13 protein-coding genes are annotated in these 13,241 nt (G+C 62.7%); 11 read left to right on the top strand and 2 right to left on the bottom strand.

The window, feature by feature from the left end:
* The 6 genes from AC1DXM_RS29150 to AC1DXM_RS29125 form a co-directional block, all read left to right on the top strand.
* Positions 1-1,864: condensation domain-containing protein (locus tag AC1DXM_RS29150; protein ID WP_477238587.1), on the top strand; the 1,864-nt coding region annotated here is incomplete at its 5' end.
* Positions 1,857-2,612, top strand: a complete 756-nt coding sequence (locus AC1DXM_RS29145; RefSeq protein ID WP_477238585.1) for a thioesterase II family protein — start codon at positions 1,857-1,859, stop codon at positions 2,610-2,612. The genes AC1DXM_RS29150 and AC1DXM_RS29145, both read left to right, overlap by 8 nt.
* Positions 2,602-2,796, top strand: a complete 195-nt coding sequence (locus AC1DXM_RS29140) for an MbtH family protein (RefSeq protein ID WP_477238583.1) — start codon at positions 2,602-2,604, stop codon at positions 2,794-2,796. The genes AC1DXM_RS29145 and AC1DXM_RS29140 overlap by 11 nt, the downstream gene beginning before the upstream one ends.
* A gap of 132 nt (positions 2,797-2,928) precedes the next feature.
* Positions 2,929-3,168 (top strand): hypothetical protein, encoded by a 240-nt coding sequence (locus AC1DXM_RS29135; RefSeq protein ID WP_477238581.1) that lies wholly within the window; start codon positions 2,929-2,931, stop codon positions 3,166-3,168.
* Between the two features lie 643 nt (positions 3,169-3,811).
* Entirely contained in the window at positions 3,812-5,707 is a 1,896-nt protein-coding gene (htpG, locus tag AC1DXM_RS29130) for a molecular chaperone HtpG (RefSeq protein ID WP_477238579.1), read from the top strand.
* A gap of 300 nt (positions 5,708-6,007) precedes the next feature.
* The gene (locus AC1DXM_RS29125; RefSeq protein ID WP_477238577.1) at positions 6,008-6,649 is read left to right on the top strand and encodes a hypothetical protein; all 642 of its coding nucleotides are present in this window, start codon (positions 6,008-6,010) and stop codon (positions 6,647-6,649) included.
* On the opposite strand, the gene AC1DXM_RS29120 is transcribed toward AC1DXM_RS29125, so the two are convergent.
* On the bottom strand, positions 6,636-7,295 hold the full coding sequence (locus tag AC1DXM_RS29120; RefSeq protein ID WP_477238597.1) for a JAB domain-containing protein: 660 nt from the start codon (positions 7,293-7,295) through the stop codon (positions 6,636-6,638). The genes AC1DXM_RS29125 and AC1DXM_RS29120 overlap by 14 nt on opposite strands.
* A gap of 198 nt (positions 7,296-7,493) precedes the next feature.
* Here AC1DXM_RS29120 and AC1DXM_RS29115 point away from each other — a divergent pair, with 198 nt between their 5' ends.
* From AC1DXM_RS29115 to AC1DXM_RS29105, 3 genes are read left to right on the top strand one after another with little or no spacing between them, the layout of a single operon-like run.
* Entirely contained in the window at positions 7,494-8,345 is an 852-nt protein-coding gene (locus AC1DXM_RS29115) for a MipA/OmpV family protein (protein WP_477238575.1), read from the top strand.
* A gap of 25 nt (positions 8,346-8,370) precedes the next feature.
* Positions 8,371-9,141 carry a response regulator transcription factor gene (locus tag AC1DXM_RS29110; protein WP_477238595.1) on the top strand — a complete coding sequence of 257 codons (771 nt, stop codon included), beginning with the start codon at positions 8,371-8,373 and terminating at the stop codon, positions 9,139-9,141.
* Positions 9,138-10,463 carry an ATP-binding protein gene (locus tag AC1DXM_RS29105; RefSeq protein WP_477238573.1) on the top strand — a complete coding sequence of 442 codons (1,326 nt, stop codon included), beginning with the start codon at positions 9,138-9,140 and terminating at the stop codon, positions 10,461-10,463. Before AC1DXM_RS29110 ends, AC1DXM_RS29105 begins: the two co-directional genes overlap by 4 nt.
* Positions 10,464-10,500: 37 nt before the next feature.
* On the opposite strand, the gene AC1DXM_RS29100 is transcribed toward AC1DXM_RS29105, so the two are convergent.
* Entirely contained in the window at positions 10,501-11,403 is a 903-nt protein-coding gene (locus AC1DXM_RS29100; protein ID WP_477238571.1) for a LysR family transcriptional regulator, read from the bottom strand.
* Between the two features lie 107 nt (positions 11,404-11,510).
* On the opposite strand from AC1DXM_RS29100, the gene AC1DXM_RS29095 reads away from it, so the two are divergent.
* Together AC1DXM_RS29095 and AC1DXM_RS29090 are read left to right on the top strand one after the other, a co-directional pair.
* Positions 11,511-12,260: an SDR family oxidoreductase gene (locus AC1DXM_RS29095; protein WP_477238569.1), complete on the top strand. Its 750-nt coding sequence runs from the start codon at positions 11,511-11,513 to the stop codon at positions 12,258-12,260.
* Positions 12,261-12,306: 46 nt separating this feature from the next.
* The gene (locus AC1DXM_RS29090; protein WP_477238567.1) at positions 12,307-13,209 is read left to right on the top strand and encodes an SDR family oxidoreductase; all 903 of its coding nucleotides are present in this window, start codon (positions 12,307-12,309) and stop codon (positions 13,207-13,209) included.
* Positions 13,210-13,241: the final 32 nt, after the last annotated feature.

Raw genomic sequence — 13,241 nt, 5'->3', positions numbered from 1 at the left:
TCTGGCCGAGCCGGGGGTGCGGCAGGCGGTGGTTCTGGCACAGGGCGAGGGCGGGGCCAAGCGGCTTGTGGCCTATGTGGTGGGGGAGGGCCTTTCGGGGCCGGATTTGCGCGAGCGGCTGCGCCGGCGGCTTCCCGATTGGCTGACGCCCTCGGCGGTGGTCACGCTTGCTGAACTGCCGCGCACGGCCAACGGCAAGATCGACCGCCGGGCGCTGCCGACCCCGACCCCCGAGCCGAGCCGGGCGCCCCTGGGAATTCTGCCGACCCAAGAACTCCTGATCTCGATCTGGCGCGACCTGCTGCACTGCGACGTCGCTCCCGACGACGATTTCTTCGCGCTCGGCGGCCACTCGCTGTTGGCCCTTCAATTGCTCGCGCGCGTGCGTGAAGTTTTCTCAGTGCAGACGTCGGTGCGGAAGTTTTTCGAGGCGCCCACCGTCGCGGGTCTGGCGGAGACCCTCGCGGTCGCCGTGCGCGGCGACCATTCCGCCGTCATTGCCCGGGGCAAGCCGGGCGAAGACGCGCCGATGACCTTGGCCCAGCTCGAACTCTGGACGGTGGCACAAGCCATCGACGAGCCCGGCGCCTTCGTCATTCCCATGGTCGTACGGCTGAGGGGACCGCTTGGCGCCGAAGCCCTGCGCGCCGCTTTCGACGACGTTCTGTACCGTCACGAGCCGCTGCGTTCGGCCCTGCTGTTCGAGGGTGGCGAGCCTGTCATACGTCTGGTCGAAGCCGGGCCGTTCGAGCTGGCGTTCGACGACCTTGCCGCGCTGGCGCCGGTACAGCGCGAGGCCACCGTCCGCGAAATCGCCGAGCGCGAGACGCGCCGGCCGTTCCCGCTCGAGCGGCCACCGTTCTTGCGCGCGCGGCTCATGCGGCTCGGGGACGACGATCATGCGCTGGCGCTAACGCTTCATCACATCGCTGCGGACGGCTGGTCGATCGCGGTGCTCGTTCGCGATCTCGGCGAAGCCTATCAAGCGCGCCTTGCCGGCCGCCGCCCTGAGCTGCCGGAACTGCCGTTCAGCTTTTCAGACTTCGCCCGCTGGCAGCGCGACTCCCTGCTAGGCGAGGACTGGGGCGGTCAATTGGCCTATTGGCTCGACCAGCTGGCCGGGCCGCTCCGGCCGCTTGAACTGCCTCTGGATCACCCGCGAGCCGACGCTGGAGACTTGCGCGTCGGGGCCTGCCAGCTGACGCTGTCTGCCGAACTGTCGGATGCGCTTCGCGCGCTGGCTCGGCGCGAGCGATGCACCTTGTTCATGACGCTGCTGACGGCGTTCAGTCGTCTTCTTTACGAATTGACGGGAGAATCCGATCAGCGCATCGGCGCGCTGGTGGCCAATCGCGAGCGTCCGGGCGCCGATCAACTCGTCGGGATGTTGATCAATGTCATCGTCATGCGCTTTTGCGTCGATGAGGGCCTGAGTTTCATTGAGCTGATGCGGCGCGTGCGTCGCGTGGCTCTGGAAGCCTACGCCCGCCAGGAGGTTCCGTTCGGCCTGCTCGCCCGTGTTCTTCAGCGCGTGCGCGGCGTGCGGCGCGAGCAGATCTTCCGTGTGATGTGCGTCTTACAGGACGCTCCGCCGCCGCTCGATCTCGGTGGTCTGCGGATCGTCCCGTTTCACGAAGGCGCGGAGGACTGGGATCCGGCGTTGACGCCCAATTCCTTCGATCTCGTGCTTATGGCTTCGGACGAGTCCGATGGAATCCGCCTCCACCTGAAGTACCGGCCGGGACTGTTTCAGCGTGCGACCATCGAGCGGCTGCTGGAGCGCCTGGCAGCCCTGCTCGGCCAAGCGGTCGCCGCGCCCGTGGCTCCCGACCGCGAACTGGCGATGGAGGTGCTTCATGAGTGAATGGTTCCACCGCTTTAGGGCTACGTCGCGCGAGGGCGGCGTCAACCTTTTCTGTCTGCCTCACGCTGGCGGCTGCGCCTCGGCCTATTTCCCGTGGAGCCGTGCCCTGCCGCCGTTTGTCAATCTCTGGGCCGTCCAGTTGCCGGGTCGCGAAGGCCGCATCGCGGAGCCGGCCGTGACATCGGCCGGGCGACTGTCGGCGCAGATCGTCGAAGCGATGATGCCGCTGCTGGGTGAGCCCTTCGCCTTGTTTGGGCACAGCCTGGGGGCGCTGCTCGCGTTCGAGATCGCCCGTACCCTTCGCGATCGCCGCTTGCCGGCCCCGGTCACGCTGTTCCTCTCTGGGTGCGGCGCGCCGAAGCCGCGACGCGCCGCCAATCGCATTCACCTTCTGGCGGATGATGACTTTCTCGCCGAGGTACGGCGCTTCGGCGGCACGCCGCCGGAGGTGCTCGCCGACGCCGAGATGATGTCGCTTGTTCTTCCGAGGCTCCGGGCGGACATCGAACTTTACGAAAGCTACAGTTTTTCCGGCGGCCCGCCGCTGGCCGTCCCGATCGCAGTGTTTGGAGGACTTGACGACGTGGAAGCCCGCCGCGACGAGCTTGCCGGATGGGCGCGCCTTACGACCGGGCACTTCCGGCTGCAGCTATTTCCGGGTGATCACTTCTACCTCAATTCTCAGCGCGCCGCTCTCTTGCGAGCCATAGGCGGTGCCTTGCAAAGGAGCTTCGACCATGAGGGATGATATCGAATACCGCGTTGTGGTGAACGTCGAGGAGCAATACTCGATATGGCCGGTCGACCGCGATTTGCCGACCGGTTGGAAGGACGCCGGCTATCTCGGAAAGAAGAGCGATTGCCTTGCACATATCGCGAAGGTCTGGACCGACCTGCGGCCCCTCAGTCTGAGAAACGCCGCTTCCTCCTGAAGCGCGTCGCACTTGATCGGCGTGACGACATACCTACAGCCCTGATTGGATTAAAACCCATGCCCACTCGTGCATTCCCAGGGAGATGATCGGTCGGGGCGGGTCGATGAGGGTGTTCCAAGCATAGCAGCAATGATCGAGCGTATTTTCGCAGAATATGAAGACGCGGTTCGAGATCCAGTTGCGGCGCATGGACTGCCAGACTTGAAGCGTTCCTGGCATTTGGACGGCGCGATGGTGATGTTGGACCGGGATGTTCAGCGCGCCGGCGAGATAGCAGGGCGAGTGGGCGACAAGGCGCCTGACGCGCTCGCCCCAGTCACGCAGGGGCGCCATGTTGGTCTTGACCCAGGCCTCATCAATGAAGACTAGGCATGTTGGGTCAATGCGCCTCTGATAGCGGGTCCAATGCGCGCCGCGGCGCCTAAGCTTCGGCCTGAACTGTTCGGCCGGCAGAACGGTTTTTTAGTGCTCATCCCCTCCCGAAGGAGGAAGCGTCCAACGCTAGCGGGATAGACATTGAGGCCGCGGCCGGCCTGTGCCGCCGTCAGTGATGGCTCTCGCTCTGAAACGGGGCGTTCGCGTACACGTGATCTGATGAACGCCGGAGTCCTCCAGTGCTACCCGTCCCGGATGTGCAAAGGAGGGTATGCTCGTGAGGGTCGGCCGTAGGCGGTATCGCACCGCTGAGTTTGAGGTTGTGTGGTTCAATTGCGATGTTCCACGGTTGGGCAGGATCGCTGCTCAGCAGTCTGTCGTCCGCCGCGTCGTATCCAGTACGCGGACACGGCGTCAACAGAGCGTGACTGCAGCCAATGGGGATTGCGCCGCCAGGCACCGATCGCAGAAGAAATCGAGGTCTGCGTTCTCGAGTTGCACGATAATCGAACTTGGTGGGATATAGGTGGGCGACGCGCGCTTCATCGACGCTTAAGATGCCACATGTGAGGTCTTGAAATTCTTCTTGGCCCTTGCGATCTCGTGGTCGAGTTTCGCCTTGGATGAGGAATTGTGCATGACGACGACAACTGCAGAAAAGCTAGCCGAGAGGCACGTCTTCGAGGCTGACGTTGCCCGCTTATTGCACATGATGGTCCATTCAGTCTATTCCGACAAGAGTGTCTTTCTCCGCGAACTGATCTCCAACGCCTCCGATGCCTCCGAGCGATTGCGCTTCGAGGCGATCGCGGCTCCCGATCTGCTAGCACAAGATCCGTCCGGCCGTATCGTCCTGTTGCCGGACGAGGACGATCGCCGGCTCGTTGTCGAGGACAATGGCTTCGGCATGGGCCGTGACGAGATGATCGAGGCGCTAGGCACCATCGCGCGCTCGGGCACGCGAGCCTTCATGGAGCGCGTCGAAGCAAGGAAGGCAGGGGAGGGAACGCAGTTGATCGGCCAGTTCGGCGTCGGCTTCTATTCCAGCTTCATGGTTGCCGACCGTGTCGATGTCATCTCACGCCGCGCCGGATCGGACGAGGCTTGGCTCTGGTCGTCGGACGGCAAGGGCAGCTACACCATCGCACCTGTCGATCTAACGGAGGCGCCCGCTCGCGGCACCCGCATCACCTTGCACCTGATGGAGGATGCCAAAAGTTATACGTCGCGCTCGACCCTGGAGCATATCGTCAAGGAGCATTCTGGCCATGTGCCGGTGCCGATCACCATCATTGAGAAGGCGGGCGCGGAGCCGTCCGAATTGACCGACGGCACAGCGCTGTGGACGAAGGCCAAGATTGATATTACGACCGAGCAGTATACCGACTTCTACCGAAGCGTGTCCGGCCAGTACGACGATCCGGCGCTGACCGTGCATTTTCGCGCCGAAGGCCGGTACGAATACACGGTCCTTGCCTTCATCCCTGGCTCGCAGCCATTTGACCTTTCCGATCCAGATCGCAAGGGCCGTATGAAGCTATATGTGAAGCGCGTCTTCATCACCGACGATGCCGACCTTCTGCCGCGCTATCTGCGGTTCGTGAGGGGACTGGTGGAGACTGCCGACCTGCCGCTCAATCTCTCGCGTGAGATGATCCAAGACAGTCCGATCTTGGCGGCAATCCGCAAGGGTGTTACAGGCAGGATCGTCAAGGAGCTGGAAAAGCTGGCCGAAAATGGCGCCGGTGCCTTCCACAAACTGTGGGACAATTTCGGCAGCGTCATCAAGGAAGGCATCTGCGAAGATTTCGAGCGTCGGGCGCAGTTGACGGCGCTAGCACGGTTCCGCACCACCGCTTCGGGCGGGGGGCATCGTTCGCTTGCCGACTACGTCAAGGATGCCAAGGATAGCCAGGACGCGATCTACTTCTTGGTCGGCGGCAATCTTGAGCAGCTGAAGACATCGCCGCAGCTCGAAGGGTTTCGCGCACGCGGCATCGAGGTTCTGCTGCTGACGGATCCGGTAGACAGCTTCTGGGTAACCAATGCGCCGGACTTCAAGGGTAAGACGTTCAAGTCGATTACGCAGGGCGCCGCCGATCTGGCAAAGTTCGCGAGGCCGGAAGGGGATGCCGCGTCGACCGGCGCCGCCTCGGCCGAAATGCAGGGCTTTATCGCCTTTGCCAAGGAGAAGCTCGCCGGCGAAGTCTCCGATGTGCGCAGTTCGGACCGATTGACTGAGAGCGCGGCGTGTCTCGTCGCCTCCGAGCAAGGCTATGACCGTCACATGGAGCGGATCCTGCAGGGTGCTGGGCGGCCCCAGTCCGGAACTAAGCCAGTCCTTGAGATCAATCCCTATCATCCGACCGTGAAAGCGATCGCTGCCGAGACCGAGGATGCAACGCTGCGCGAAGATGCGACGCTACTGCTTCTTGACCAAGCCCGAGTGCTGGACGGCGACAAGCCAAATGATCCGCGTGCCTTTGCCGACCGACTTTCACGGCTTCTTCAGATGTCGTTGAATGTCTCTTAAATTCCCAAACTACTATGGCGGTGTTCTTCGGAGCTTCGCGTCGTGATCATCTGAAATCCTTTGAGGGCGGGCACTCGCCAAAGCCGGAGAACCGCGCGGGATGGAGGAAATTCGCCTCCGCCGCGCGCGGTGAACGGGACAGCCAGCAGCGTCAGCGGCCGCAGGATGGGACGTGGGACTGACTGTGCCTTTCCGCGGTGATCCGCATGCCCGGCCAGTTGGGAAGCGCTGCGGGAGACTCCATTGTTTGTACACTCCGGTCCGATTGCGGTTCGGGCGAGGGACGAGGAATTGTCGGCCGTGAAAATTCCGATCCAGCTTCAGGCGTTGATCGTGCACGATCCGCTCGAAGTGCATGTCTGGGACGAGGCCGTGCCCAAGCGCGAATATGGTGGCCCCGCGATCGCGTCGTTGTTCCCGCATGCCTCGCGCTGCGGCATCGAGGGCGAATGGGTGGTGGCCTGGCAGCAAGCGCGTGAGTCCGCGGCCGAAGCCATACGCCTCGCATCGGACGAGGAACACGCCGAGGCGATGGGAGACCGCGCCGCCAAGATCAACGCCGCCCCGAAAAAGGAAATCTCGGTGAGCACACCCGGCGGGAAAGGCCCCACCTTGAGACCCCGAACCCTTAAGAACAACGTTGGTCCCATTCTAGGCGCCACGGTGGTGCCGGGCAGCGATTCCGAAGCCGGCGCCACCACCGGCAAAACCGAAGCTGCACGACACGCCGCCTCCGACAAGGCCGCCCGATCCCGGATCGCGTACGGCGCTGACCGCCTACTGATTGCGATCTGGAACCGCGCGGCTGGGGGTTGCTGCCTCAGGCGTTGGAAACCTCGGCGGAGGAACGGCTGGTTGATTTCCGCAACCGGCATGCCGTGGGTGCCGATGGCGGCTACCATTTTGGGGGACTTACATCGAAAAGTGCTCAAGCATGATTAGGAACGCCCGTGGGGTATCGAGCGGGATCGTTGTGCACCAGGATGACGGCGCTGGCCGAGAGTTCCAGCGCGCGCTTGATCACTTCGCGCGGATAGACCGGCGTGTGGTCGACGGTGCCGACCTGCTGCACCTCGTCGGCGATCAGAACGTTCTTCTTGTCGAGGAACAGGATGCGGAACTGTTCGCGGTTCTCGAAAGCCATGGCCGAGCGGCAATAGGCAAGAAGCTGCGTCCAGTTGGACAGCACCTCGCGGTCGCGGACTTCCGTGCGTGCCATGCGCTGCGCGGTAGCGGCAATCACCTTCAGGTCGACCGCGACGGCGGGGCCGATGCCCTTGACCTCCTGCAGCAGCGCCACCGGTGCGCCAAGCACTTCGCCGAACGTGCCGAAACGCGCCAAAAGGGCTTTGGCGATAGGCTTGGTGTCGACGCGCGGGATCAGGCGAAACAGCAGCAGTTCGAGAAGTTCGTAGTCGGGCAGGGCGTCGCCACCGCCGGCAACAAATCGCTCGCGCAAGCGGTCGCGATGGCCATGATAATGCGGCTTCTCGGTTGATTTGTCTTTTAGCGCCTTGTCCTTCGCCGGCGGCTCAATCCACCGCTCGGAGAAGAACCCCCGTTCGTCGTCATTGCCGTTGTTCGCCATATGCAGCCCACATCCCTTCGAGGCAGACATTAGAGCTTTTCTGGCGTGGATTGAAACAGTTCGTCACGCAGATCGTGGAGGCGGCAAGATGCAGCCACGATTGCGCAACAAAACTTAACACCACTTAATGCATGCAGCCACCTTCACCTGAAATGCTGACAGCATCGGGGGCTTTCGCCTTTTATGCTTGGAGCACGCATGTTCGCTAAAATCGAGACTGGACTATTTGCCGGCAGGGCATCTGTCGCGGCGATGGCAATCCTGTTTTCAACGCATTCGGGCATGGCAGCCGATGCCATCGCCGTGAATTCCGACGATTTCATCCCGCCGCCCGACGTTTCCCGATTTGGGCGCTTCGAGCAGAAGCTGGCCGATTGGCACGTCGTCCTTGGCGGCGGCGTCATCATCGTCCCCAAATATGAGGGCAGCGACGAGTTCAAGGTCATGCCGGTGCCTTTCGTCACCGCGACATTCCTCGACATCGTGACGATCAATCCGTCAGGCGCCAACATCGCCGTCTATGAACAAGGGCCGTTCGAACTGAGCGCGCGGCTCGGTTTTGAAATGGGCCGCAAGGAGGACGACGCCGATCGCCTTCGCGGCCTGGGCGATATCGATATGGGCGCGAAAGTCGGCATGAAGGCGGCCGCGAAGTTCGGTCCGGCTGAGATCTTCGCCCAAGTTGACAAGACCATCGGCGGCAGTGACGGTTTGGAGGGCGAGGTGGGGATCGAGCTTAGCCGACCTCTGACCGAATCGTTGATCGTCGGCGCCAGCGCATCCGCCGTATTTGCCGATGAAAATTACATGCAGGCCTATTTCGGCGTCACGCCGGAACAATCGGCTCGCTCAGGGCTGGCGCGTTATGATGCCGGGGCCGGGTTGAAGCGCGCCGATTTTTCGATTTCCGCCACATATATGCTCGATGCGAACTGGATGGTGCGTGGCAAAGCGGGAGTCGGCATTCTCCTGGGTGACGCCGCCGACAGCCCGATCGTCGTCGACAAGGTTCAGCCCTCAGGGATGCTTCTGGTCGGATACCGGTTCTGACACTAGGCAGGCGCACATGCAGGCTATGACAAAATCCGAGCTTGCCTGGCAAAGGCAGCAAGACGACTTGAACACCGAAGCGGCAAGGCAAGGCCCACGCATCCTTATCGTCGAAGACGATTTCGAGATTGCGCGCATGCTGGGCGACACGCTTGCCGAAAACGGCATGATCGTGGAAATCGTCGGCAACGGTGTGCGGATGAACGCCGCGCTTCGCAGCCAGAAGTTCGACCTCATTGTTCTCGATGTCATGCTGCCCGGTGAAAGCGGCCTCAACATCTGCCGCCGCCTTCGCGCCGAAACCAACATTCCGATCCTGATATTGACCGCGCTTGGCGAAGAAATCGACCGTATCTTCGGGCTGGAGATCGGTGCGGACGATTACGTGACAAAACCGTTCAGCGGGCGCGAACTGACCGCGCGGATACGCGCTCTGCTGCGCCGCGCAGCCTATGCTCCCGAAGAGCGGGATCGATCGAGGGTGCTTCGCTTCAACGGCTGGCGCATCGATCCCATACGCCGACAACTGCATGACCCGAGCAATGCAAGGGTTGCCACCACCACGCATGAATTCGACCTGCTGCTTGCATTTTGCCGCAATGCGGGCCGTGTTCTGTCACGCGAAGAGCTTCTCGGCGTAACGCATGCCGGGCTTGCCGGCCCGATCGAGCGGAGCGTTGACGTCCACGTCAGCCGCATCCGCCAGAAGATCGAAAAGGATGCGCGCGATCCGGTGCTGCTCAAGACCGTTCGGCTGGGAGGTTACATCTTCACCGCGACGGTGGAGGAAGCATGAGGAATTTCCTCGGCCGTTTCCTGCCGCAGTCGGTGCGTGGGCAGTTCGCGGCAATCATTGTCGTCGCGGTGATCGTGATCCTGTCCAGCGGCTCGGCTGTCGAGAGTTTTACAGACTATTTCGATCTCCCGGCCGTGGAAGACAGCGCCAGACAGACTGATGTTGTCGCCACTCTGCTGCGCGGGGCGCGGATGGAGGATCGCGGCGTGATTCTGGCAGCGGCAAGGCGAGCCGGCTTTGACTTCAAGATGCTCCCCAGGGAACAGATCCGCGCTATCCCGACGTCCTACCTGGAATGGCAAAGTATCGCTTGGCTTCTGCGGATCGAAAAAGGTTCGATTGATGGGCGTTGGATGAGGATCGGCGGCCAATACGCGTTTGTCGTCGACCTGGACCAGCAGAGCGTCCTGGCTCATTTCGGCATGCCCGATTCCTTTCTGACATCAGGCACCGTCCGTTCTTCGTTCTACAGGTTCATGGCCTTCGTTGCCTTGCCCACGCTGATCTGGCTCTTTGCCGTATGGACCGTCACAGGCCCGCTGAAGCGCATCTCCACGGCAGTCGGTTCGGCCGAGATCGAGAATGGCGACGAGCTTTTCATCGAACGCGGGTCCACCGAGATGATCGGCCTGACGCGCGCTCTCAACCGGATGAGAACACGTATAAGGACGATGATCGAGAACCGCACGCGCATGTTGCGCAGCGTCAGCCACGATTTGCGCACGCCCTTGACGCGGCTGCGGCTTCGCGCCGAGCGTATGGACGAGAATTCCATTCGCACGGCAATGCTGACCGACATTCAGCATATCGAAGACCTGATCAGCGAGACCTTGACCTATCTGCGCAACGACGTCTCGACGGAGAAGCTGCAGCGCGCCGATATTGCCAGCGTGCTGCAAACTGTCTGCGCGGAATTCTCCGATGTAGGGTTCTCGGTATCATATTCGGGACCGGACCGGCTTCTGGGCTGGTGCAAACCCAATGCGCTGGCCCGTGCGATCACCAATCTCTGCGACAATGGGGTCAAATTTGCCGGCAACGTCACGGTCGCGTTGACACAGACCGGCTCAGCGGCACGCATCGCGGTTGGTGACGATGGGCCGGGCATTCCGATGACGGCGCGCACTCAGGTTTTCGAGCCCTTCTTCAAGGAAGATGCCTCGCGCGGCGTTGCTTCGAAACATGGCTTTGGCCTGGGCCTCTCGATCGTCGCGGACATTATCCAGGGGCATGGCGGCAGGATCGAACTGCAAGACAACCAGCCCAACGGACTGATCGTTACCGTCGACCTGCCGAATGAACCAGCGATCCAGCTATCATGACATGGCATCCGCCCGAAACGATCGGGCCGCCGGCGCTTCATTCGGCCGGCGCGGTTCGATTGCGAAACTGCTGTGCCATCCAGTCGATGAATACGCGCAGGCGCGGCGATAGTTGACGCGTGGGTGAATAAAGAACGTGAACCGGTAACGGTGTCGGCGGAAAGCCTGTGAGCACCTCGACCAGCGCGCCGCTGGCCAGTTCCGAGACGACCCGGTAGCGTGGCACCTGGATCAGCCCGAGACCGAGGCAAGCGGACGCAACATTGGTCTCGGGGCCGGTCACCGTCACATTGGCAGGCAAGGTGAGCCGGCGGGGCTTGCCGTCGACGCTGAAGACGAGCGGAATGATCTCGGCTGCTTCGGGCGACATCAAGCCGACCATTTCGTGGCCCGCAAGGTCGTCGGGCGTCTGCGGAGTGCCGAAGCGGCTGAGATAGTCGGGGCTGGCGAAGGTGCCCCTTTCCAGCGTCGCCAGACGCCGCTTGATCAGCGGGCTGTCGGCCAGTTCGCCGGCGCGCAGGAGACAGTCGAAGCCTTCGCGGATCATATCCAGAGGCTGGTGCATCTCGCTGATATGCAGCCGGATGTCCGGATACTGCTCACGAAAGCGGGGCAGGCCGGGCAGCAGGAAATACCGCGCCTGGGTACCATGCATGTCGACGCGGACCAGGCCCGACGGTTTGGCGCCAACAAAGGCGCCTTCGGCGTCTTCCAGATCGGCAACCAGGCTGACGCAGCGCTGATAATAGGCTTCGCCGTCCAGTGTCGGGCTGACCTGACGGGTCGTGCGCTGCAAAAGCCGCACGCCAAGCCGTGCCTCCAGACCTTTTACCGCGTCGGTGACAGATGAGCGGGGCAGGCCCAGGTCGTCGGCGGCCTTGGTGAAGCTGCGCCGCTCGACGATGCGGATGAAGACGCGCATGGCGTCGAAGCGATCCATTGTTCGAATTCTCGAATGATGATGTCGGATTATGCCCGATTATCCGCACCACTGGAAGGGCCATCTTGTAGGCAGCCGATCAACGGCATCCAACAAGGAGACAGACCATGACCAACCAGACCAATCAGACCGGCAAGATCGCCCTCGTCACCGGCGCCTCGGGCGGCATCGGTGCCGCCGTTGCCGAGCGCCTCGCCAGAGACGGCTTCACCGTCGTGGTGAACTACGCCGGCAACGCGGCTGCCGCAGAGGCGGTCGTCGCCAGGATCGAAGCGGCCGGAGGCAAGGCAGTGACGGCCAAGGCAGACATTTCGGACGCTGTCGCGGTGACCCGCATGTTCGACACGGTCGAAACCGCTTTCGGCGGCGTCGACGTACTGATCAACAATGCCGGCATCATGAACCTCGCCACCATCGCCGACAGCGACGACGCGCTGTTCGACCGCACGATCGCCGTCAATCTCAAGGGCACCTTCAACACATTGCGCGAAGCGGCGAAGCGTCTGCGCGACGGCGGCCGGATCGTGAATTTCTCGTCCAGCGTCGTCGGCCTGCTGCAGCCGACCTATGGCGTCTACGCCGCCACCAAGGCTGCAGTGGAGGCGATGACCAGCGTGCTCGCCAAGGAACTGCGCGGCCGCAACATCACGGTCAACGCGATTGCGCCAGGGCCGACGGCAACGAAACTGTTCCTCGACGGCAAGCCGCAGGACCTCGTCGATCGCCTGGCCAAACTGGCCCCGCTCGAGCGCCTTGGCCAGCCCAAGGATATCGCCGACGCCGTAGCCTTCCTCGCCGGGCCGGACGGCGCCTGGATCAACGGCCAGACATTGCGCGCCAATGGCGGGATCATCTGATCCTGCCGCCCGCCCGCACACGCAACCTCAATCAAGGAACATCGTCATGTCCAAGTTCGTCATCCTCGTCACCGGCGCGTCCTCGGGCTTCGGCCTGATGACCGCCAGGTCGCTGGCCGAAGCCGGCCACACGGTCTACGCCACGATGCGCGAGACCACAGGGCGCAATGCCCCCCAGGTCGCTGCCGTCGCCGCCTGGGCCAGTGAGCACAAGGCCGATCTGCGCACCGCGGAACTCGACGTGCAATCGGACGCCTCAGCCGAGGCCGGCATCGCCCACATTATTGCCGATGCGGGCAGGCTGGATGTCATCGTCCACAATGCCGGTCACATGGTGTTCGGTCCCGCCGAGGCCTTCACCCCCGACCAGTTCATCCAGCAGTACGACGTCAACGTCCTGGGGGCTCAGCGAGTCAATCGCGCGGCACTTCCGCATCTGCGCGGGCAGGGCAAGGGCCTGCTGGTCTGGGTCGGCTCGTCCTCGACACGCGGCGGCACCCCGCCCTTCCTGGCTCCTTATTTCGCCGCCAAGGCGGCGATGGATGCGCTGGCCGTTTCCTACTCCACCGAGCTCGCTTTGTGGGGGATAGAAACAATCATCATGGTTCCCGGCGCCTTCACCAAGGGCACCAATCATTTTGCGCATTCGGGCAAGCCGTCCGATGCGGCGCGCGTTGCCGAATATGAAGCCGGACCCTATGCCGGGATCGCCGATCGGGCGCTGAAGGGGCTGGCTAGCCTCGAGCCCGCCGATGCCGATCCGTCGGAAGTGGCGCGCGCGATCGTTCGCGTCGTGGACATGCCGTTCGGCAAGCGGCCGTTCCGCGTCCATGTCGACCCGTCTCAGGATGGTGCGGAGATCGTCAACGGCGTTGCCGATCGCATGCGCCGGGAGATCTACCGCAACATCGGCCTCGAAGAGCTGCTTCACCCGGCTGTTGTCGGCTGAGGTCGCTAACCACAAGAACAAGAAACACAAAC

This window comes from Mesorhizobium sp. P3_A2 (assembly GCF_056403115.1).
This window is presented reverse-complemented; position numbering and strand designations above follow the sequence as displayed.